The sequence below is a fragment of the Arenimonas sp. genome (assembly GCF_047602345.1).
Classification (GTDB): Bacteria; Pseudomonadota; Gammaproteobacteria; order Xanthomonadales; family Xanthomonadaceae; genus Arenimonas.
Window position 1 is genome coordinate 1,097,343 of the sequence record NZ_JASGHN010000006.1, and the last position, 22,131, is coordinate 1,119,473.

Here is a 22,131-nt window from a genome sequence, read left to right on the forward strand (position 1 = left end):
GTGCGCTTCCTCGCCCTGGGCGATTCCTACACGATCGGCGAAGGCGTCGCCGAGGACCAGCGCTGGCCGAACCAGTGGGCGAGCGCGCTGCGCGCGCTGGGCGCGGGGATCGACGCGCCGCGCATCATCGCGCAGACCGGCTGGACGACGGACGAACTGTCGGCGGCGATCGATGCGCTGGAGCCGTTGGGCCAGTGGGATCTGGTCAGCCTGCTGATCGGCGTCAACAACCAGTATCGTGGGCGCGATCTGCAGAACTATCGTGCGGAATTCTCCGCCCTGCTCGAACGCGCGACCGCCTATGCCGGCGGCGACCCCGGTCGCGTACTGGTGCTGTCGATTCCCGACTGGGGCGTGACGCCGTTCGCGCGCGACGGCAAGCGCGATCTCGCACGCATCGCCGATGAGATCGACGACTACAACGCGGTCAATCGCGACGTCAGCGAAACCCGCGGCGCCGTCTGGCGCGACATCACCGACCTGACGCGCGACTACGGCGCGCGACGCGACATGCTGGCCGACGACGGCCTGCATCCTTCCGGCGCGATGTACGCGCTGTGGGTCGAGCGCTTGATGGATACGATGTAACTGAATTGCCGTCCGTTTGTTCGGTGGCTTCAAATCCAGTGTCCTTGCGAAGCATTTGCCCTGCCGGCGGCGATTTTGGCTCAGAACTTCGAGCCAATCTGACCCAGCGCAGGAAGCGCGGTACTAGTGCAACAAACGCGCCCTAAAGCGAGCCGAGCATCGGAGCTGGCCGCGGGGGAAAGGCCCGACTGTCCGAGCGCAGGGATGCGCGAGTTCGGGCCGGCCCGCGGACGGCGAGAAGCGTAGGGTACGGCGAGAAAGGACTTCGAGCCGGCGAGCGTCGGGCGCAATGGTTTTTGCCTACTTTTTGCCATAACAAAAAGTAGGGCCGCCGGCAGGCAAATGCGGCGGCGCAGCCAAACGGTCGCGATTGCCATCGCTCCTACGCATTGAGGCGAACGCGAATGGTCGCGACTTGCGTCGCTCCTACACTCCCTCTGAGGATATGGGAGAATCGGCGCATGAAGATCGCCCTCGTTACCGCCATCGCCGCTTTCGCGCTGGATGAGGATCTGGCGCCGCTGCAGCAGGCGCTGCAGGCCAACGGCATCGAAGCGCCGATCCTGGCCTGGGACGATACCAGCGTTTCCTGGGCGCGTTTCGACGCAGCCGTGCTGCGTTCGCCCTGGGACTACGCCGAGCGCCTGCCGGAGTTCCTCGCCTGGGCCGAACGCATCGGCGAAAAGACGAAACTGCTCAATCCCCTGCCGGTGATCCGGCACAACACCGACAAGCACTACCTCGACGAACTGCGGCGCGCGAACGTGCCGGTGGTGCCCAGCCGTTTCGCCGAACCGGGCGAAGATGCCGCAAAGGCGGTGCGGAATTTCCTGGCCGACTTTCCCGATGCTGCCGAATTCGTCGCCAAACCCGCCATCGGCGCCGGTTCGCGCGATGCGCAGCGTTACTCGCGTGCGCAACAGGCCGCCGCGGAGAAACACGTTGCGCGGCTGCTGTCGGAGGATCGCAGCGTCTTGCTACAGCCCTACCTGCCTGCGGTGGACGAAGCGGGCGAGACCGCGTTGATGTTCTTCGACGGCCAGTTCAGCCATGCCATACGCAAAGGCCCACTGCTGCGTCGCGACGAAGGCCCGACCGAACTGCTATTCGCGCCGGAAGAAATCACGGCGCGTAAACCCGGCAAGGACGAACTGCAGGTCGCGAAGGCCGCCCTGGCCGCGCTACCGAAACTGTTCGGCAACAAAGGGCCTTTGGCTTATGCGCGCGTAGACCTGATCCGCGATCAAAGCGGCGCGCCGGTATTGCTGGAACTCGAATTGACCGAGCCCTCGCTGTTCTTCCTGCACGACGCCAAGGCGGCGGACAAGTTCGCCAAGAGCCTGAAGAAGCGCCTCGCGTAGGCTTGGTTGGCGTAGGCTGGGCTAATAAGCCCAGCTTGCTTCACGCGGATATTGGAGGCTGGACTTGCCAGCCCAGCCTACGATTGCAACGAACGCCTCTCGACTTATTCGCGCAACAGGCGCTCGACGATACGCTGCGCCAGCACTTCGGCGGCGTCGGTTTCCGTGTGCAGATGGAACTCCGGCGATTCCGGCGTCTCGTACGGCGAGTCGATGCCGGTGAAATGCTTCAGCTCGCCGGCGCGCGCCTTGCGGTACAAACCCTTCACGTCGCGCTGTTCGCATAGTTCCAGCGGCGTATCGACGAAGACCTCGAGGAATTCGCCCGACGGGAACAGGTCGCGGGCCATGCGACGTTCGGCGCGGAACGGCGAGATGAAGGACACCAGTACGATCAGGCCGGCGTCGGTCATCAGCTTCGCGACTTCGGCCACGCGGCGGATGTTCTCCACGCGATCCTCGTCGGTGAACCCGAGGTCCTTGTTCAGGCCGTGCCGCACGTTGTCGCCGTCGAGGATGTAGGTGTGGTGACCGAGCGCATGCAGGCGCTTGTCCACCAGGTTCGCGATCGTCGACTTGCCCGAGCCCGACAGGCCAGTGAACCACAGGCAGCGCGCCTGCTGCTGCTTCAGCGCCGCGCGCGATTGCCGGGTAACGTCCAGATGCTGCCAGTGGATATTGCCGGCGCGGCGCAGCGCGAACTCCAGCGTGCCGGCCGCGACCGTCGCGTTCGTCTGGCGATCGATCAGGACGAAGCCGCCGAGCGTGCGGTTCTCGCGATACGGCTCGAAAGCGATGTCCTGGTCCAGGAACAGGTTGCAGAAACCGACTTCGTTGAGGTCCAGCGACTTCGCCGCCAGTGGTTCCTGGGTGTTGATGTCGACCTTGTGCTTGATCTCGGTGACGGTGGCGTTGACGGTGCGCGCACCGACCTTCAGCCAGTAGCGGCGACCGGGCAACAGGGGGGCATCGCTCATCCACAACACGTGCGCGGCGAACTGGTCGGCGATCTGCGGCGGATGCGCGATATCGGCGATGACGTCGCCGCGACTGATGTCGAGCTCGTCGGTCAGCGTCAGCGTGATCGCCTGGCCTTCCTGCGCCTGGGCGAGGTCGCCGTCGGCGGTGACGATGCGCTGCACGCGCGAGCGCCGGCCCGACGGCAGGGCCACGACTTCGTCGCCCGGGCGGATGCCGCCCGCCGCAACGGTGCCGGCGAAACCACGGAAATTCTGGTCGGGACGGCAGACCCATTGCACCGGCAGTCGGAAACCCTCCTGCGATTCGCCGGCGCCGACGTCCACCGTTTCCAGGTGTTCGAGCAGGGTCGGGCCGTCGTACCAGGGCGTCGCGTCGGAGCGCAGGATCATGTTGTCGCCGCGCAGGGCCGACAGCGGGATCGCGGTGACGTCGGCGATGCCGAGCTGCGCCGCGAGTTCGCGATAGCCGGCGACGATCTCGTCGAACACGCCCTGGTCGAAACCGACCAGGTCCATCTTGTTCACCGCCAGCAGCACGTGGCGGATACCGAGCAGGGAAACGATATAGCTGTGCCGGCGCGTCTGCGTCAGCAGGCCCTTGCGCGCGTCGACCAGCACGATGGCGAGGTCGGCGGTGGAGGCGCCGGTGGCCATGTTGCGGGTGTACTGTTCGTGCCCCGGGCAGTCGGCGACGATGAACTTGCGCTGCTCGGTGCTGAAGAAACGATAGGCCACGTCGATGGTGATGCCCTGCTCGCGTTCGGCGGCGAGACCGTCGACCAGCAAGGCGAAATCGATCTCGCCGTTCTGCGTGCCGTGGCGCTTGCTGTCGCGCTCGAGCGCGGCCAACTGGTCGTCGAACAGCAGCTTGGTATCATGCAGCAGGCGGCCGATCAGCGTGCTCTTGCCGTCGTCGACGCTGCCGCAGGTGATGAAGCGCAGCAGGCCCTTGGTCTCGTGCTGCTTCAGGTAAGCGGCGACGGTGACCGGCGTTGCGGCGATGTTCTCGTCGGCGACGGCCATCAGAAATATCCTTCCTGCTTCTTCTTTTCCATCGAGGCCGAGGGATCGTGGTCGATCACGCGGCCCTGGCGTTCGGACGTCGTGGCGACCAGCATTTCCTCGATCACCGATTCCAGCGTGTCGGCCTCGGATTCGATCGCGCCGGTGAGCGGATAGCAGCCCAGCGTGCGGAAACGCACCTTCTTCTGCATCGGCGTTTCGCCCTCGCGCAGCGGCAGGCGATCGTCGTCGACCATCAGCAGGGCGCCGTCGCGCTCGACCACCGGGCGTTCGGCGGCGAAATACAGCGGCACCACCGGGATCTTCTCGCGATAGATGTAGAGCCAGACGTCGAGCTCGGTCCAGTTCGAGATCGGGAAGGCGCGCACGCTCTCGCCCTTGTCGATGCGGGCGTTGTAGAGATTCCACAGCTCCGGACGCTGGTTCTTCGGGTCCCAACGATGCTGCGCGGTGCGGAAGGAGAAGACGCGCTCCTTGGCGCGCGATTTCTCCTCGTCGCGACGGGCGCCGCCGATGGCGGCATCGAAACGATAGTGATCCAGCGCCTGCTTCAGGCCCTGCGTCTTCATCACGTCGGTATGCACGGTGGCGCCGTGCGTGATCGGGCCGATGCCCTGGCGAATGCCGTCCGGATTGATGTGCACGCGCAGGTCGATGCCGGTTTCGGCGGCGCGACGGTCGCGGAAGGCGATCATCTCGCGGAACTTCCACGTGGTGTCCACGTGCAGCAAGGGAATCGGCGGGCGGGCCGGATAGAAAGCCTTGAGCAGCAGGTGCAACAGCACCGAGCTGTCCTTGCCCACGGAATAGAGCATCACCGGGTTGCGGAACTCGGCGGCGACCTCGCGCAGGATGTGGATGCTCTCCGCTTCGAGGCGGTCGAGGTGGCTGAGTCGGGAGGCGGGAATCATCAAAACGTCGGGGGATCAGGCAAAAGCGCGGTAGAGATTGTACGTGCTGAGGGCGACCACCAGTAGGCCGACCATGCCCAGCAGGCCGCGCGCCGGCAGGCGCTTGGTCAGCCAGGCGGCGAAAGGCGCGGCAATGACGCCGCCGATCAGAAGGCCCAGCACGACGTGCGTATGGCTGATGCCTATGGTGAAGATGAAGACCGTCGATATCGCGACCGTCACGAAGAATTCGGCCGCGTTGGCGGTCCCCACGGCGATACGAGGCTCGAGATGGCGGGCCAGCAGCTGGGTCGTCGTCAGCGGACCCCAACCACCGCCGCCGATCGCATCGAGCAGGCCGGCGCCGAAACCGACCACGGACACACCGCGCGTATGCGGCTCGCCGCGACGATTGCGGATGGCGCGCACCAGCAGGACCGCGCCGATGATCAGCAGATAGACCGCGATCAGGATGCGCAGCCAGGGCCACGCCATTTCACTGAGTATCCAGGCCCCGAGGGCGCCTCCGACCATGCCGGGCAAGGCCAGGCGCCAGATCAGCTTCCAATCGACATTGCCGAACATGCCATGGCTGATGCCCGAGACACCGGTGGTGGCGACCTCGGCTGCATGCACGCTCGCGCTGGCCAGCTGCGGCGGCAGCCCGAAGGCCAGTAGCAGGCTGGAGCTCGTGACCCCGTAGGCCATGCCGAGCGCGCCATCGACCAGCTGCGCGGCCAAGCCGATGGCCACGAAGACGAGAAAATCCGGGGGGAGCTCCATGACCCATCCATGGCGAAGGAAAGGGGAGTATCCGGGCCAAGGGCAGCCGGGGCAAATAAACGGGGCTTATTTCGGCATGCCGCATCGTCCTTTCCGCCGGCGAATTGCACGACCTAGGCTGGGTTCCTGCCTACGGAACTCCCCCATGTCAGCCGCTTCCTTACCCGCCCCGCCCTTGCCCGAGCCTCGCCTGGCCTTGCTTTCGCAGCTCACTGAGGGCTTGGAGACCGCCAGCCTCTGGTGGATATCGGGCTATGCGGCCGGCCTCGCTCGGGCCCAGCCGCCAGCGCCAAGCGTTCGGCCGCTGGTGCTCGCCGCCGCGCTGGAAAGCGGATTCCGCCCGACCATCGTCTACGGCAGCCAGACCGGTAACGCCCATCGCGTGGCGGAAACGCTGCAAGCCACGCTTGAGTCGGCCGGCATCGCCTCACGCCTGCAACGGGCCGACGCCTACCCGCTGCACGAGCTGAAGAACGAAAGGCATCTGCTGCTCGTGATCAGCACGCAGGGCGACGGCGATCCGCCCGACGACGCGCAGGCCTTCGTCGAATTCCTGCTCGGCCCGCGCGCACCAAAGCTGCCGGAACTGCGCTTCGCCGTGTTCGGCCTCGGCGATTCGAGCTATTCGCGCTTCTGCGAAATCGGCAGGCGCCTCGATGCGCGCTTCGAGGAACTCGGGGCGAGCCGTTGGCTGCCGCGCGTCGATGCCGATCTCGATATCGATACTCTCGCCGCGCCGTGGACCGCGCAGGTGCTGGAACGCTCGAAAGAGCAGGGGCCATCGCCGCAACCTGCGATCGCGAACGTCACGCCGCTGCGCACGGTGCCGGCCCGGATCGATCGCGAACATCCGTTCGCCGCCCAACTGCTGGCCAACCAGCGCATCACCGGACGGGGAGGCTATCGCGATATCCGTCACATCGAACTGTCGCTCGAAGGCTCGGGGCTCGACTACGAGCCGGGCGATGCCCTGGCCGTGCATGCGAACAATCCGCCGCGCCTGGTCGATGCCGTGCTCGAGACCTTGCGACTGGATGGCGATACCCTGGTCGAACAGGGCGGGGTCGAACTGCCGCTGCGAACGTGGCTGAGCGAGAAGCGCGAACTAACGCGACTGTCGCGCGGCTTCATCGCTGCGCAGGCCGCGCGCGCGCGCGATGCGGGCTTGCTGCGTCTGCTCGACGCGGAGCAGGCCGAATCGCTGGCCGCCCTGATCGCGCAGCAGCAACCGATCGACCTGCTGCTGCGCCACCGCACCGAATGGACGCCGCAGGACTTGGTGGCGACGCTGCGCCCGCTGGTTCCACGGCAGTATTCGATCGCGTCGAGCCGCAAGATCGTCGGCGAAGAGGCTCACTTGACGGTCGCCCACGTCGAGTACGAACACGAAGGCGCGACGCGCTGGGGCGTGGCGTCGCACCACCTCGCCTCGCGCGGGATCGGTGGCCACGCATCGATACACCTGGAACGCAACGAGCGCTTCCGCCAGCCGAAGGACGGGGCCCGCGACATCATCATGATCGGTCCCGGCACCGGCGTCGCACCCTTCCGCGGATTCGTGCAGGAACGCGGCGCCATCGGAGCAACCGGCAGGAACTGGCTGTTCTTCGGCGCACCGCATGCGCGCAGCGACTTCCTCTACCAGCTCGAATGGCAGCGCGCGCTAAAGCAGGGCCAGTTGCATCGATTGGATCTGGCCTTTTCGCGCGATGGCGGGGACAGGACCTACGTCCAGCAGCGTTTGCGCGAACGGGCCAGCGAACTGTTCGCCTGGCTGCGCGACGGCGCACACCTGTACGTCTGCGGATCGGTCGTAATGGGCCGCGATGTGCATGCGTCCCTGCTTGAACTGATCGCGACGCAGGGCGCGCTATCGCCCGATGCGGCGGCCGACTTCCTGAAGCAGTTGCAGCAACAGGGCCGTTATGCCCGGGACGTGTACTGATGAACGCGCACTCCGTCGAAGACATCAAGCGCGACAGCCGGCGCCTGCGCGGCAGCCTTCTCGCTTCGCTGGCCGATCCGGTCACCGGCGCCTTGGCCGAGGCCGACCAGACACTCATCAAGTACCACGGCAGCTACCAACAGGACGACCGCGACCTGCGCGAGGAGCGCCGCCGCCAGAAACTCGAGCCGGCGCACAGCTTCATGATCCGCACGCGCACGCCCGGCGGCGTGGTGACGCCGGCGCAATGGCTGCAGCTCGACCATATCGCCACGACCTGGGCCGAGCGCGGCCTGCGCATCACCACGCGCCAGGCCTTCCAGTTCCATGGCGTGATCAAACGCGAACTGAAGGCGACGATGCAGGCGATCAATGCCGCCTTGATCGATACGCTCGCCGCCTGCGGCGATGTCAACCGCAATATCGCCGTCTCGGCCAATCCGCGCCCGACCAAAGCACACGCCCGCGTGCAGGCGCAGGCCGTCACCTTGTCGGCGCACCTGCTGCCGCGTTCGCGCGCCTACCACGAGATCTGGCTGGACGAGGAATGCATCGTCGGCGGCGAAGAAGACGAGCCCATCTATGGCGAATTCTATCTGCCGCGCAAGTTCAAGATCGGTTTCGCCATTCCGCCGGACAACGACGTGGACGTGTTCGCGCAGGACCTCGGCTTCATCGCCGTTCTGGATACGAACGATCAACTGCTCGGTTACAACGTCACCGTCGGCGGCGGCATGGGCGCGACGCACGGCGATGCGGAAACCTATCCGCGCCTGGCCGATGCGATCGGCTTCATCACGCCGGACCGAGTCAATGCGGTGGCCGAAGCGGTGGTCACCACGCAGCGCGACTGGGGAAACCGCGTCGTGCGCAAACGCGCACGCCTAAAGTACACCATCGACGATCGCGGGCTGGACGCGTTCAAGGCCGAAGTGGAACGCCGCGCCGGCTTCGCGCTGGAACCATTGCGCGCGCACGCATTCGAACACAATGGCGATCGCTTCGGCTGGCGACAGCAGACTGACGGCCGCTGGAGTCTCGGCCTTCGAATCCTGGCAGGGCGTATCCAAGACCACGACGGCGCGTCGTTTCTCAACGGACTGCGCGAGATCGCACTGCTGTTGCTGGACGATGTCGAAGGCAGGCCCGAGTTCCGCCTGACGCCGAACCAGAACCTGCTGATCGCCGGCATTGCCGGTACGCAGGTCGCGGCGATCGATACCCTGATCCAGCAGCACGGCCTCGACCGTTTTCGCCGCGATTTGCCGACGCGCCGACTCGCCCTGGCCTGCGTCGCGCTGCCCACCTGCGGGTTGGCGATGGCCGAGGCCGAGCGCTACCTGCCGGATTTCCTCGATCGTTTCGAAGCGCTGTTGGAAAAGCACGGCCTGCAAGGCGAACCGATCCACCTACGCCTCAGCGGTTGCCCGAACGGTTGCTCGCGGCCGTATCTGGGCGAAATCGCCCTGGTCGGCAAGGCGCCGGGGCGTTACAACCTGATGCTGGGCGCGGATCACCGCGGCCAGCGCCTGAATCGCCTGTATCGCGAGAACATCGACGAAGCGGGGATCTTGGCCGCGCTCGATCCCTTGCTCGTCGCATATGCCCACGAGCGCGAGCAGGGCGAGCGTTTCGGCGACTACCTCGTTCGCAGCGGCGCACTCGCCTCGCGGCGTATCGACACGGAACTGGTCGCATGAGCCCGCCTGATCCCGTCGCTGCCGCCGAATCGGCACGTTCGCTGGTCGAACTCAATCGCTGGCTCGGCGGCCTGCGCGCGGAGGAGCGCATCGCCTGGGCGCTGGACAATCTCTCCGGCACGCACGCGCTGTCCTCCAGTTTCGGCGCGCAGGCGGCCGTGTCCCTGCATCTCACCTCGCAGCAGAAGCCCGATCTTCCGGTAATCCTGATCGACACCGGCTATCTGTTTCCGGAAACCTACGCCTTCGTCGATACGATGAGCGAGCGGCTGTCGCTGAACCTGAAGGTGTATCGCCCGCAGATCGGCATCGCCTGGATGGAAGCGCGGCACGGTCGCTTGTGGGAACAGGGCATCGACGGCCTCGCGCGCTACAACCGCCTGCGCAAGATCGAGCCGATGCAGCGCGCCTTGCGCGAACTCGGCGTGCGCACCTGGATCGCCGGGCTGCGCCGCTCGCAATCGAGCACGCGCGCAGGCATCGATTTCCTGGAACTGCAGGACGGCCGCTGGAAACTGCATCCGATCGCGGACTGGAGCGATCGCGATGTCTGGCAGTACCTGCAACGACACGACCTGCCCTACCACCCGCTCTGGCACGAAGGTTATGTCTCGATAGGCGACGTGCACAGCACGCGCCGCTGGGAGCCAGGCATGCGCGAGGAAGACACCCGGTTCTTCGGGTTGAAACGCGAGTGCGGTCTGCATGAAGGCGGGTTGGTGGTGGGTGGTTGATGGTTCGTGGTGAGTGGTTGATGGTGGGCGATGAAAGCTGCACTGCCAACCGCACATCACGAACCATCACCGAACCGAATCGGGTTGGTAGTTGGTAGTTGATGGTCGGTGGTAGAAGCCGCCCTGCTTGCCACCAACCACTCACCACGAACCATCAAACAGTCACACGCTTATCGCCTGCCCCAACTCGCTCCAGGCCGGCGGTGACGACCAATGCGCATCACCATTGCCTTCCAGCGCACGGCGCAGGTCGCGGCGATCGAGCTGCGGTGCCAGCGTCTTCAGCAGCTCCAGCGCGTAGTCGCGCAGTACGCGTTCACGCGGCAACACCGCCCAGGTGACGCATTCGGCGAAGTCCAGCGCGGGCAGGGCGACCAGGTCATCGTCGCCGACGCCCACCGCCATTTCCGCCAACAAGCCGACGCCGAGTCCGGCGCGCACATAGGTCTTGATCAGGTCGGCATCGCGGGCCGTCATCGACACGGTCGGGCGCAGTCCGGCAGCAGCGAAACTGCGCTGGAAGGAAGAATCGGCGCGCGTCGAGGATTCGTAACTCACCAGCGGTTCGCGCGCGAGTTCGGCCAGGCTCGGCGCCCGACCCAGGCGCGCGAAATCATGTGCGCGCGGCACCAGCACAAGGCGGCGCCAGCGATACAACGGAACCGCGAGGCCGCCCTCCGGCGTTTCGCCCGAAGTACTGACGACGGCGAAATCCGCCTCGCCGCGCGCAAGACGCTCCAGCACCTCGCCATCGCCGACTGGCTGCAAGTGAACGCTGACGCGCGGAAAGGCGCGCTTGATCTCGGCGATGGCCCAGGGCAATACGTGCCGTGCCTGCGTATGCGTCGTTGCCAATACGAGTCGGCCGACGTGATCGCCGCGCTCGTTGGCGGCGTACGAACGGATGTTGGCCGCCTCGTCCAGGATACGCCGCGCGTGCGCCAAGACGCGTTCGCCGGCGGGTGTGATCGATTCCAAGCTGCGGCCCTTGCGCGCGAACAGCAGGAAGCCGAGTTCGTCCTCGAACTGCTTGAGCTGTTTCGACAGGCCGGGTTGGGTGGCATGAACGCGTTCGGCGGCCTGGGTGATGTTCAGGCCGGAATCGGCGATGGCGGCGAGGTAACGAAGCTGTGTCAGGGTCATCTGGGTCGTCCCGAGAGTGGTCGCAGGCAGGCGGCGCGGGTGAACGCGGGCATGCGACAACACATCGGGAACGAACGCAGGGACATGGGCTTCGGAAGAATCGGGTCTTGGACGCCCGGCGTTCCCGGGCTCATGGCCAAACTATCGCAGGCGTGCAGCCGCGTCCAGTCGGCAGTGCGTATCGCTCATGACGGCGCGGCATAAGCACAGGATCAGCCGCCATTTCCGCGCCGGCGCGAACCTGCCTAGGGTCGGAGCCCTGACCTTCGCCCGGACCCAAGCATGAGCGCCCTGTTCCCGATTTTCGCCGACCTGAAAGGCCGCGACGTGCTGATCGTCGGCGGCGGCGAAGTGGCGCGGCGCAAGGCCTTGACCTTGATCGAAGCCGGTGCGCGTCTTCGTATCGTCGCACCCGCGCTGGAACCGGAACTCACCCGACTGTCCGCCGAAGGGCACGTCGAGCACGTCGCGGACAAGTTCGAACCACGATGGCTAGACGGCGCCTGGCTGGCGATCGCCGCGACCGACGACGAGGCCGTCAATCGTGCCGTCGCCGACGCCGGCGAGGTCCGTCGCGTCTGGGTGAACATCGTCGACGATGCGCGGCGCTCGGCCTTCCATGTACCGGCACGCGTCGAACGCGGCCCGCTGCAGATCGCCATTTCCAGCGGCGGCCATGCGCCGATGTTGGCCCGGCACCTGCGCGAGCAACTCGAAACCCAGATCGACGCTTCCTGGGGTGCATTGGCGCTGTTGTTCTCGCGCTTTCGCCAGCGCATCCGCCGGCGCTTCCCGTATCTCGCGAGGCGTCGTCGATTCTTCACGCGGGCGATCGAGGGAGACGTCGCCGCGCACTTGCGCCGTCACGATGACGTCGCCGCGGAACGCGCGCTCAGGCGTCTGCTGTCGAAGGACGAGGACTCGGCATCCGGCAGTGTTTCGTTGGTCGGCGCCGGCCCCGGCGATCCGGGTCTGCTGACCTTGCACGCATTGCGGAGATTGAACGAAGCCGATGTCATCCTGCACGACCGGCTCGTCAGCAAGCAGATATTGGCGTTGGCGCGTCGCGATGCCGAACGCGTCGAAGTCGGCAAGGAATCGGGCCATCACCATGTCACGCAGGAACAGATCCACACACTGATGCTGGACCATGCCCGCGCGGGCAAGCGCGTGGTGCGGCTGAAAGGCGGCGACCCCTTCGTCTTCGGTCGTGGCGGCGAAGAGTTGGAGTTCCTGCGAGAGCACGACATCGCCTACGACGTGGTGCCGGGCATCAGCGCCGCTTTGGCCTGCGCGGCCTACGCCGGCGTTCCGCTGACGCATCGCGAACATGCCCAGTCCGTTCAGTTGATCACGGCGCATGTGAAGGACGACGAGTCTCCGCCGGATTGGATCGCGTTGGCGCCAGCGCGACAAACGCTGGCCGTCTACATGGGCGTGGCGAACCTGGGCGAATGGCGCGATCGCCTGATCGAACACGGCCGCGATCCGGCGACGCCGTTCGCATTGGTTGAAAACGGCTCGCATCCGGGACAGCGCGTCATCGTCGGTCGGCTGGTCGAGCTGCCGGAACGCGCAAGAGCGCATGGCGTGCGTTCTCCGGCCCTGCTGCTCCTCGGCGAAACGGCGGCGATGGCCGAACGCCTGCACTGGTTCGGCTCGCCACCGCTGGGCGCCGAATCGCTGCCCTCGCCCCTGGCCGAAGCCGCCTGATCCGGAACGATCCGACTCAAGAGATTCCCTCTTTGCTTTCGTCGTCCCGCGAAAAGCTCACCCCCTGCGTTGTCCATCCCTGCAGCGCAAGGCATCCATGGTTCTCTCCCTTCGCGGGGCGACGGTTTTCTTCCCAGGAGTTCCCATGTCATTGCACGACAGCATCCTCGACACCATCGGCGAGACGCCCATCGTCCGTCTGCATCGGCTCGCACCGACACATGTGACGCTGTACGCGAAGGTCGAAGCCTTCAACCCCGGCGGTTCGGTCAAGGACCGACTGGCGCTGGCCATCGTGCTCGATGCCGAACGACGCGGCGCATTGCGTCCCGGCCAGACCATAGTCGAAGCGACGTCCGGGAATACCGGCGTCGCCCTGGCGATGGTCGCGGCCGCGCGTGGTTATCCCTTCGTCGCGGTGATGACGGAAACCTTTTCCATCGAGCGTCGCAAGCTGATGCGTGCCTACGGCGCCAAGGTCATCCTGACGCCGGCGGCCGAACGCGGCAGCGGCATGGTACGGCGGGCTAAGGAGTTGTCGGAAAAGCACGGCTGGTTCCTTGCACGGCAATTCGAGAACGAGGCGAATCCTGCCTGGCATCGTCAGACGACCGGGCCGGAAATCCTGCGCGACTTCGCCGGGAAACGCCTGGATTATTTCGTCAGCGGCTGGGGCACCGGCGGCACGATCACCGGCGTCGGCGAAGCCTTGAAACTCGCGCGTCCCGAGGTGCGCGTCATCGCCTCCGAACCCGCGGCGGCGGCCCTGCTGTCCGGCGCGGCATGGCAACCGCACAAGATCCAGGGATGGACGCCGGATTTCGTTCCTGCGGTGCTGAATCGCGATGTGATCGATCGCATCCTTCCCGTTGACGACCTGCTTGCACGCGATACGGCGCGAGCCCTGGCGCGCGAGGAAGGACTCTTCGTCGGCCTGTCGGCCGGCGCCACGATCGCGGCGGCCCTCCGCGTTGCCGAGGACGCCCCGGAAGGCTCGGTCCTGCTGGCGATGCTGCCCGATACCGGCGAGCGCTATCTGTCCACGGTCCTGTTCGAGGATGTCGCCGAGGGTTCCGACGATGCCTGGCTGGCCGCACTGGAGGCCGAGGCGATCGCCGCCTGAGATGCGGCGTCTCTGCTTAAGTCACTGATTTTTCGTGCGATAGAGACCGCGACACGGGCTCGGATACTGCGGCGCACGGCCTCAGCAGGTAGAATCGGCGTTCCCTTTGATCCCGTCCCCGGCTTCCGCCGGACACGGGCCTGTCCCACAGGAACGCTGCAACGATGAAGATTCTGGTCGGCTACAAACGCGTCGTGGACTACAACGTCCGCATCCAGGTCAAACCCGATGGCTCGGGCGTGGTGACCGAGGGCGTCAAGCTCTCCGCCAACCCGTTCGACGACATCGCGTTGGAAGAAGCGCTGCGCATCCGCGACAAGGGCCTGGCGACCGAAGTGATCGTCGCCACGCTCGGCCCCGCCGATTGCCAGGCGCACCTGCGCAACGGTCTGGCGATGGGCGCGAACCGCGCGATCCACGTCGTCACCGACAGCGCCGTGCAGCCGCTGACCGCCGCGCGCGCGATGCTGAAGCTGATCGAGAAGGAACAGCCCGGCCTCGTCATCCTCGGCAAGCAGGCGATCGACGACGACTGCAATCAGACCGGTCAGATGTTGGCCACGCTCTGGGGCCGTCCGCAGGCGACCTTCGCCAGCAAGCTCGAACTCGACGGCCAGAAGGCGCGCGTGACGCGCGAAGTCGATGCCGGCCTCGAAGTCCTTGAAGTGGATCTGCCAGCCGTGGTCACCACCGACCTGCGCCTGAACGAGCCGCGCTTCATCAAGCTGCCCGACATCATGAAGGCGAAGAGCAAACCGCTGGAGACGATCGCGTTCGCCGATCTCGGCGTGACCAGCGGCGATCATCTTTCCACGACGAACTATGCGCCGCCGGCGAAGCGCAGCAAGGGCGTGATGGTGAAGGACGTGGCCGAACTGGTCGCGGCATTGAAGGCCAAGGGCCTGGCGTAATTAGGAGAACGACATGAGCAAAGTCCTGATCATCGCCGAACACCTGGGCGGCAAACTCAACTCCTCCACCGCGCGCTGCGTCACCTGCGCGCAGGCTTTCAAGGCCGAAAGCATCGATGTGCTCGTGCTGGCCGACGCGCCCGAGGCCGTCGCCGCGCAAGCCGCGAAGATCGCCGGCGTCGGCAAAGTGCTGACCGTCGCGAATCCGGCCAATGCGCATGCGCTCGCGCAAGTGCTGGCCCCGCAGATCGCCGAAGCCGCGAAGGGTTATTCGCACGTGCTCGGTCCGAGCACGACCTTCGGCAAGGACCTGATGCCCTGCGTCGCCGCCCTGCTCGGCGTCGCCCAGGTATCGGACATTTCCGCCGTCGATGGCGCGCATACGTTCAAGCGGCCGATCTACGCCGGCAACGCCATCATCACCGTCACCACCCCGGGCGACCAGACTGTCGTCGGCACCGTGCGCACGGCCTCGTGGCCGGCGGCGGGCGAAGGCGGCAACGCTTCGGTTGAATCGCTGGCCGTGTCGGTCGCGCTGCCGACGCATACGCGTTTCGTCGAGCTGCAGCAGGGCAAGTCCGATCGCCCCGACCTGCAGAGCGCGAGCAAGGTCGTCTCCGGCGGTCGCGCGCTCGGTTCGTCCGATGCGTTCAAGATTATCTACTCGCTGGCCGACAAGATGGGCGCCGGCGTCGGTGCCTCGCGCGCGGCGGTCGACGCCGGTTACGTGCCGAACGACATGCAGGTCGGCCAGACCGGCAAGATCATCGCGCCGGAACTCTATGTCGCCATCGGCATCAGCGGCGCCATCCAGCACCTGACCGGCATCAAGGATGCGGGCACGATCGTGGCCATCAACAAGGACGGCGATGCGCCGATCTTCGAGATCGCCGACATCGGCCTCGTCGGCGACCTGTTCACGCTGGTGCCCGAGCTGGAAGCGGCGTTGGGCTGATCCGCGGCTTCGTTGTTGCGAAAGAAAACGGCCGCGAAAGCGGCCGTTTTTCTTGGTTGGTGGTTCGTGGTGAGTGGTTGGTGGTGAAAAGCACCTGCTCCCAACCATCAACCACCAACCACACACCATCAACCTTCAATCGGAACGCCGGTTTTCTCGCGCAACTCATCCTCGCTCACGTCCGGCGCCGTCTCGACCAGCACCAGGCCATTCGGCGTCACGTCGAGCACGGCGAGTTCGGTGATGATGCGATTCACCACGCCGACGCCGGTCAACGGCAGCGTGCATTCCGGCAGGATCTTGTGTTCGCCGCCTTTCGCCGTGTGTTCCATCAACACGACGACGCGCTTGACGCCGGCGACGAGATCCATCGCGCCGCCCATGCCCTTGACCATCTTGCCCGGCACCATCCAGTTGGCCAGGTCGCCGGTGTGCGTCACCTGCATCGCGCCGAGGATGGCGAGATCGATATGGCCGCCGCGGATCATCGCGAAGGAGTCGTGGCTGCCGAAGAAACTGGCGCCTTCGCGCGCGGTCACCGTCTGCTTGCCGGCATTGATCAGGTCGGCATCGACTTCGGCTTCGGTCGGGAACGGCCCGATGCCGAGCAGGCCGTTCTCGCTCTGCAGCCAGACGTCCATGCCCTCGGGAATGAAATTCGCCACCAGGGTCGGCAGGCCGATGCCGAGGTTGACGTAGGCGCCGTCGCTGAGTTCCTTGGCGGCGCGCTGCGCCATTTGATCGCGGGTCCAGGGCATTGTGTTACCTCTCGGTTTCGTTAGTGGCGCGTGGCACTGCTTGCCCGATACGCACTGGGTGTCGTGCAAACGGCGCGGTCAAGCCCGCACGGTTCGCTGTTCGATTCGCTTCTCGGGAGAGGCGTTCAGCACGATGCGATCGACGTAGATGCCTGGCAGATGCACATTGTCGGGATCGATCGCACCAACCTCGACGATCTGCTCGACTTCGGCCACGCAGACCTTGCCGGCCATCGCGCAGGCCGGATTGAAGTTGCGCGAGGTCTTGCGGAACACGAGATTGCCGGAGCGATCCGCCTTCCAGGCTTTCACCAGTGAGACATCGGCCTTCAGCGCCGTTTCCATCACGTAGTGGTGGCCGTCGAACTCGCGCGTTTCCTTGCCCTCGGCGACGATGGTGCCGTAGCCGGTGCGCGTGAAGAATGCCGGGATGCCGGCGCCGCCGGCGCGCAGGCGCTCGGCCAGCGTGCCCTGCGGGTTGAATTCGAGTTCGAGTTCGCCAGCGAGATACTGCCGCTCGAATTCCTTGTTCTCGCCGACGTAGGACGAGATCATTTTCTTGATCTGTCGCGTGGCCAGCAGCATGCCAAGGCCGAAACCATCGACGCCGGCATTATTGGAGATGGCGGTCAAGCCCTTCGCACCGGAATCGCGCAACGCGGCGATCAGTGCTTCGGGAATGCCGCAGAGGCCGAAGCCACCGACCGCCAGTGTCTGCCCGTCCTTGACGATGTCGCGCAGGGCCGTGGCGGCGTCGGGATAGACCTTGTCGGAACGTCGGGCGGCGTCGGCCATGGCGGAAACTCGGCGTGTCGGGAGAAACGGATTCTATCGCGACCGCCCTACCTTGCGCGCCTGTGCGTCCGCCGGAAACTCAGCCGGTACGATCCAGCGCCACCAGGCGCCCGTGCTCCAGGCGGGCCACGAGGTTGCAGACATCGCGCACCAGGTCGGCGTTGTGGCTGGCGAGCACGAGGATGTTCGCCTTGTCGACCAGTTCGTGCAGGCGTTTGTCGGCCTGGCGCATGAAGTCGGCATCGCCGACACCGATCCACTCGTCCATCAGCAGCACCTCGGCCTCCACCTGGCTGACGATGGCGAAGGCCAGACGCAGCAGCATGCCGCTGGAATAAGTGCGCACCGGCAGTCGGAGGAATTCGCCGAGGCCGGAGAATTCGCAGATGGCCGGCGTCAGCTCGCGCAACTGCTGGCGATCGAGGCCCTGCATCAGGCCGCGCAGCCGGATGTTCTCCAGGCCGGTGGCCTCCATGTCCAGGCCCATCGTCATGTCGAGCAGGCTGACGCGACGGCCTTGCACGTCGCAGCGCCCCGAGCTCGGCGTATAGATGCCCGCCATCAGCTTGAGCAGGCTGGTCTTGCCGGCGCCGTTGTGTCCTACGAGGCCGAGGCGATCGCCATCGCGCAGCTCCAGCGAAACCTCCTTCACCGCTTCGACGACGCTGACTCGGCGCGAGGCGTGCGCGATCGAACCGCCGGTCACGCCGCTCATGATCGCGCCCTTCAGCGAACGGTTGATCGTGCCGTAGATCGGCAGGTCGAGGCTGCAGCGTTCGAGCGAGATCGCGGCCATGTCAGACCCAGAAGGCGATGCGACGCCGATAGCCGACGAAAGCGATCATGGCCAGCAAAGCGAGCGCGAAAGCGCAGGCCAGGCAGGCGCCGTACATCCACATCGGCGGCACCTCTCCCAGCATCGGCGCCCGCACGATTTCGATGAACCAATGGAAGGGGTTGTAGTCGGCGATGTATTGGCGTTCACCGAGCAGTCGCGGCTGCCAGATCACCGGCGTGACGAAGAACAGCACCTGCAGCACGCTGGCGACGATCTGCGGCAGATCGCGGAAACGCGCGCAGGCCATCGCCAGCAACAGGATGGCCGGAAGCGATGCGAGCGCGATCAGCATCAGGCCCGGCAACAACCACAACCAGCTCGCCTGCGGCGCGATGCCGAACACCAGCACCAAGGCGACGATCGCCAATGCATTGTGCGCGAACACCATCAGGTTGCGCGCCAACGTGCGCAGCGCATGCACGCTGTACGGGAGGCGTATCGAGCGGATCAGGCTATCGGACTGGATGAAGGCCTGGCAGCCTTCGGTCAGCAGGCTCGACAGCAGGTTCCACAACCACAGGCCAAGGGCGAAATGCGGGATGAACTCCCGCGCCGGCACCTTGAACAACAGCGAATACAAGGGTCCGATGGCGAAGACCAGCACCGCCATGCTCAGCGTGATCCAGAACGGGCCCAGCACCGATCGCCGATAACGCTGGCGCAGATCCTGCACCGCCAGCGCCCACCACAACTCGCGCGTGCGCGCGATCGCGGAGAGATCGCTCCAGGCGTCGCGGACGCGGTCGGCCCGCTCAGTCACAAATCAGTCCGCCAAGGCCGCCGCCAGCTCCGCGCGCAGGTCGGCGACATCCTCGACGCCGACCGACAGCCGCACGAGGTTGTCGGTCACGCCGAGGGCGGCACGACGCTCCGGCGGAATCGAGGCATGCGTCATGATCGCCGGGTGATTGACCAGGCTCTCGACGCCGCCAAGCGATTCGGCGCAGGCGAACAGCTCGGTGCGCTCCATGAAGCGGCGCGCGGCAGGCAGGCCACCCTTCAGCCAGACGCTGACCATGCCGCCGAAACCCTGCATCTGCGTCTTGGCCAACGCGTGCTGAGGATGCGAGGCCAGGCCGGGGTAAACGACTTTTTCAACCGCCGGATGCGACTGCAACCATTCGGCCAATTGCATCGCGTTGTCGCAATGCGCCTTCATGCGCAAATGCAGCGTCTTCAGTCCGCGCAGCGCCAGGAAGCTGTCGAACGGCCCCTGCACGCCGCCGACGGCGTTCTGCAGGAAGGTCATTTGCTCGGCCAGCTCGGTGTCGTCGCCGACCACGAGGATGCCGCCCACGATATCGGAATGGCCATTGAGGTACTTCGTCGCCGAATGCATGACGATGTGCGCGCCAAGATCGAGCGGGCGCTGCAGCATCGGCGAGGAGAAGGTGTTGTCGACCGCGAGGCGGATGCCGCGCTTGCGCGCGAATTCGGCCAGGCGGGCGATATCGACGATCTTCAGCAACGGGTTGGTCGGCGTCTCGCACCAGATCAGCTTCGTCTTCGGCGTAACGGCGGCTTCCAGCGCGGTCATGTCGTTCAGATCGACGAAGCTGAAATCCAGCCCGGCGGAGCGACGGCGCACGCGCTCGAACAATCGGTAAGTGCCGCCGTAGACATCGTCCATGCAGATCACGTGGCTGCCGGCGTCGAGCGCATCGAGCAGGGTGGACGTGGCGGCGAGGCCCGAAGCGAAGGCATAGCCGTTTCGACCGCCCTCGAGCGCCGCGACGCAACGCTCGTAGGCGAAGCGCGTCGGATTGTGGCTGCGCGAATACTCGTAACCCTGGTGCACGCCCGGGCTCTTCTGCGCATAGGTCGAGGTCGCGTAGATCGGCGTCATCACCGCGCCGGTGCTCGGATCGGGCGACTGGCCGGCGTGGATGGCCAGGGTACCGAGGCCGTGGGACTTGTTTTCGGAGGTCATTCTCTTTTCCGTGTTTCGGGACGAAGGCGAACCCTCATCCCGCCCCTCTCCCGATGGGAGAGGGAGTTATTGGGCGCGACGGCGGAGGTAGTTCAAAAGGTCGATGCGCGTGATCAAGCCGAGGAACTTCGCGCCATCCATCACGATGGCGACGTGGCCACGATCGAAGACCGGCAGCAGCGATTCCATCGACGCGGTGACGTCCAGCTGGTCGAGCTTGCTGACCATCGCCGTGGATACCGGATCGAGGAAGCGCTTCTCCTCGCCGTAGACATGCAGCAGGACGTCGCTCTCGTCGACGATGCCGACGATGCGGTCGCCGTCCATCACCGGCAGTTGCGAGACGTCGTACATCTTCATGCGCTGGTAGGCGACGGTGAGCGAATCGTTCGGGCCTACGACGACGGTATCCTTCTGCGCGTAAGGGCGCAGGATCAGGTCGCGCAGGTCGTTGTGGACCGGACGGTCGAGGAAGCCCTGGTCGAGCATCCAGTAGTCGTTGAACATCTTCGACAGGTACTTGTTGCCCGTGTCGCAGACGAAGACGACGACCTTCTTCGGCTCGGTCTGCTCGCGGCAATACTTCAGCGCCGCGGCCAGCAAGGTGCCGGTAGAAGAGCCGCCGAGCACGCCCTCCTTCATCAGCAGTTCGCGACCGGCCAGGAAGCTTTCCTTGTCGGTGATGGCGTAAGCCTTCTTGACCCGGGTGAAATCGGAAATCGGCGGCAGGAAATCCTCGCCGATGCCCTCGACCAACCAGCTCGCCGACTTTTCGCTGAGCGTGCCGCGGTTGATGTATTCCTCGAGGATGGAACCGACCGGGTCGGCCAGGATCAATTCGACGTTCGGCGCCGTCTTCGCGAAGTAACGCGACAGCCCCGTCATCGTGCCGGAACTGCCGCAGCCGAACACGATCGCGTCCATCTTCCCGTCCATCTGCCGCCAGATTTCCGGGCCGGTGCCCTGCTCGTGCGCGGCGGGATTGTCGGGGTTGCCGAACTGGTTGATGAAATAGGCGTTCGGCGTTTCCCTGGCCAGGCGCTCGGCCATGTCCTGGTAGTACTGCGGATGGCCCTTGGCGACGTCGGAGCGCGTCAGCACCACCTCGGCGCCCATCGCACGCAGGTTGAAGATCTTTTCGCGGCTCATCTTGTCCGGCACGACGAGGACAAGCTTGTAGCCCTTCTGTTGCGCGACGAGCGCCAGGCCGATGCCGGTGTTGCCGGCGGTGCCTTCCACGAGGGTGTCGCCGGGCTTGATGCGGCCGGCCTTTTCGGCGGCCTCGATCATCTGCAGTCCGATGCGGTCCTTGATGGAACCGCCCGGATTCATGCATTCGAGCTTGAGGTAGAGCTCGCAGACGCCGGTATCGAGGTTGCGGGCTTTGACGATCGGCGTCTCGCCGATCAGTTCGAGGACACTGTTCTGGACCGTCATGGAAAGCGCGTGCGATGGCCGGAGGGCCGACGCGGGATTGTAGCCTGCGCCAGGGAAAGCTGCCCCAGGTTGCGGGTGGCGGCGGCCCGACGAGGATGGGCCGCCGCCACCGCTGCGGTGAACTGGTTCAGTGCGGCCTGGCGTCGAACATCCGAAGCAGACGGTCTTTCGCGTGCAGCTTCTCGCGCTTCATCTTGCCCAGCGTGTTGTCGTCGATCGGCAGTACGCCGAGCTCCGCGTCCAACACCTGTTTGTCGAGTTCGCGATGGCGGTGATAGAGCTGCCGGAATTCCGGATCGCTCTTCATCAGCGCGTCCACTTCGGATTGGGGTTGCCCTTCAAACATCAGTGACCTCCTTCAGAAACACGAACGCCCGGACTGGCCGGGCGTGTGGATTGAGTACAGGTCAGGTCGTCGGTGCGGGCGGCGTCCGTGAAAAACGCTCCCGCCTCGGTCTTTGAGGCGGCGGTCTCCGTGCGGACGAGGTCTGCTTTCATCGGCCTGGCTCGGTTCGCCATGCGGC

The 22,131-nt window shown here is 65.6% G+C and carries 20 protein-coding genes; 9 read left to right on the forward strand and 11 right to left on the reverse strand.

The window, feature by feature from the left end; translation table 11 throughout:
- Together QM707_RS09595 and QM707_RS09600 are read left to right on the forward strand one after the other, a co-directional pair.
- Entirely contained in the window at window positions 1–588 is a 588-nt protein-coding gene (locus QM707_RS09595) for an SGNH/GDSL hydrolase family protein (RefSeq protein ID WP_415001623.1), read from the forward strand.
- A 461-nt stretch (window positions 589–1,049) separates the two neighbouring features.
- On the forward strand, window positions 1,050–1,949 hold the full coding sequence (locus QM707_RS09600) for an ATP-grasp domain-containing protein (protein ID WP_415001624.1): 900 nt from the start codon (window positions 1,050–1,052) through the stop codon (window positions 1,947–1,949).
- Between the two features lie 104 nt (window positions 1,950–2,053).
- Here the strand turns inward: QM707_RS09600 and cysN are convergent, their stop codons facing one another.
- From cysN to QM707_RS09615, 3 genes are read right to left on the reverse strand one after another with little or no spacing between them, the layout of a single operon-like run.
- The gene (gene cysN / locus QM707_RS09605; protein ID WP_415001625.1) at window positions 2,054–3,952 is read right to left on the reverse strand and encodes a sulfate adenylyltransferase subunit CysN; all 1,899 of its coding nucleotides are present in this window, start codon (window positions 3,950–3,952) and stop codon (window positions 2,054–2,056) included.
- Window positions 3,952–4,863: a sulfate adenylyltransferase subunit CysD gene (cysD, locus tag QM707_RS09610; protein ID WP_415001626.1), complete on the reverse strand. Its 912-nt coding sequence runs from the start codon at window positions 4,861–4,863 to the stop codon at window positions 3,952–3,954. Before cysD ends, cysN begins: the two co-directional genes overlap by 1 nt.
- Window positions 4,864–4,878: 15 nt before the next feature.
- Window positions 4,879–5,625 (reverse strand): sulfite exporter TauE/SafE family protein, encoded by a 747-nt coding sequence (locus QM707_RS09615; RefSeq protein WP_415001627.1) that lies wholly within the window; start codon window positions 5,623–5,625, stop codon window positions 4,879–4,881.
- 145 nt (window positions 5,626–5,770) lie between these two features.
- Here QM707_RS09615 and QM707_RS09620 point away from each other — a divergent pair, with 145 nt between their 5' ends.
- Genes QM707_RS09620 through QM707_RS09630 form a run of 3 tightly spaced genes read left to right on the forward strand, consistent with a single transcriptional unit; the run spans window position 5,771 to window position 10,004 of the window.
- Window positions 5,771–7,570, forward strand: a complete 1,800-nt coding sequence (locus QM707_RS09620; RefSeq protein ID WP_415001628.1) for an assimilatory sulfite reductase (NADPH) flavoprotein subunit — start codon at window positions 5,771–5,773, stop codon at window positions 7,568–7,570.
- Entirely contained in the window at window positions 7,570–9,270 is a 1,701-nt protein-coding gene (gene cysI / locus QM707_RS09625; protein WP_415001629.1) for an assimilatory sulfite reductase (NADPH) hemoprotein subunit, read from the forward strand. The genes QM707_RS09620 and cysI overlap by 1 nt, the downstream gene beginning before the upstream one ends.
- Window positions 9,267–10,004, forward strand: a complete 738-nt coding sequence (locus tag QM707_RS09630) for a phosphoadenylyl-sulfate reductase (protein WP_415001630.1) — start codon at window positions 9,267–9,269, stop codon at window positions 10,002–10,004. The genes cysI and QM707_RS09630 overlap by 4 nt, the downstream gene beginning before the upstream one ends.
- A gap of 162 nt (window positions 10,005–10,166) precedes the next feature.
- On the opposite strand, the gene QM707_RS09635 is transcribed toward QM707_RS09630, so the two are convergent.
- Window positions 10,167–11,147 carry a LysR family transcriptional regulator gene (locus QM707_RS09635; RefSeq protein WP_415001631.1) on the reverse strand — a complete coding sequence of 327 codons (981 nt, stop codon included), beginning with the start codon at window positions 11,145–11,147 and terminating at the stop codon, window positions 10,167–10,169.
- A gap of 282 nt (window positions 11,148–11,429) precedes the next feature.
- On the opposite strand from QM707_RS09635, the gene cysG reads away from it, so the two are divergent.
- The 4 genes from cysG (at window position 11,430) to QM707_RS09655 (ending at window position 15,849) form a co-directional block, all read left to right on the forward strand.
- Complete coding sequence (gene cysG / locus QM707_RS09640; RefSeq protein WP_415001632.1) at window positions 11,430–12,860, forward strand: siroheme synthase CysG; 1,431 nt, start codon at window positions 11,430–11,432, stop codon at window positions 12,858–12,860.
- Between the two features lie 145 nt (window positions 12,861–13,005).
- Window positions 13,006–13,983: a cysteine synthase A gene (cysK, locus tag QM707_RS09645; RefSeq protein WP_415001633.1), complete on the forward strand. Its 978-nt coding sequence runs from the start codon at window positions 13,006–13,008 to the stop codon at window positions 13,981–13,983.
- Window positions 13,984–14,147: 164 nt separating this feature from the next.
- A complete protein-coding gene (locus QM707_RS09650) occupies window positions 14,148–14,894 on the forward strand; it encodes an electron transfer flavoprotein subunit beta/FixA family protein (RefSeq protein WP_415001634.1) in 747 nt (248 codons plus the stop codon).
- Window positions 14,895–14,907: 13 nt separating this feature from the next.
- Window positions 14,908–15,849 (forward strand): electron transfer flavoprotein subunit alpha/FixB family protein, encoded by a 942-nt coding sequence (locus tag QM707_RS09655; protein WP_415001635.1) that lies wholly within the window; start codon window positions 14,908–14,910, stop codon window positions 15,847–15,849.
- Between the two features lie 128 nt (window positions 15,850–15,977).
- On the opposite strand, the gene QM707_RS09660 is transcribed toward QM707_RS09655, so the two are convergent.
- The 7 genes from QM707_RS09660 to QM707_RS09690 form a co-directional block, all read right to left on the reverse strand.
- Complete coding sequence (locus tag QM707_RS09660; protein ID WP_415001636.1) at window positions 15,978–16,607, reverse strand: CoA transferase subunit B; 630 nt, start codon at window positions 16,605–16,607, stop codon at window positions 15,978–15,980.
- 78 nt (window positions 16,608–16,685) lie between these two features.
- Window positions 16,686–17,402, reverse strand: coding sequence for a CoA transferase subunit A (locus QM707_RS09665; RefSeq protein WP_415001637.1), 717 nt, complete (start codon window positions 17,400–17,402; stop codon window positions 16,686–16,688).
- Window positions 17,403–17,481: 79 nt separating this feature from the next.
- On the reverse strand, window positions 17,482–18,198 hold the full coding sequence (locus tag QM707_RS09670; RefSeq protein WP_415001638.1) for an ABC transporter ATP-binding protein: 717 nt from the start codon (window positions 18,196–18,198) through the stop codon (window positions 17,482–17,484).
- Window position 18,199: 1 nt separating this feature from the next.
- Entirely contained in the window at window positions 18,200–19,000 is an 801-nt protein-coding gene (locus QM707_RS09675; RefSeq protein WP_415001639.1) for an ABC transporter permease, read from the reverse strand.
- 3 nt (window positions 19,001–19,003) lie between these two features.
- Complete coding sequence (locus tag QM707_RS09680; protein ID WP_415001640.1) at window positions 19,004–20,170, reverse strand: cystathionine gamma-synthase; 1,167 nt, start codon at window positions 20,168–20,170, stop codon at window positions 19,004–19,006.
- A 66-nt stretch (window positions 20,171–20,236) separates the two neighbouring features.
- A complete protein-coding gene (locus tag QM707_RS09685; protein WP_415001641.1) occupies window positions 20,237–21,607 on the reverse strand; it encodes a pyridoxal-phosphate dependent enzyme in 1,371 nt (456 codons plus the stop codon).
- 127 nt (window positions 21,608–21,734) lie between these two features.
- The gene (locus tag QM707_RS09690) at window positions 21,735–21,953 is read right to left on the reverse strand and encodes a YdcH family protein (protein ID WP_415001642.1); all 219 of its coding nucleotides are present in this window, start codon (window positions 21,951–21,953) and stop codon (window positions 21,735–21,737) included.
- Window positions 21,954–22,131: the final 178 nt, after the last annotated feature.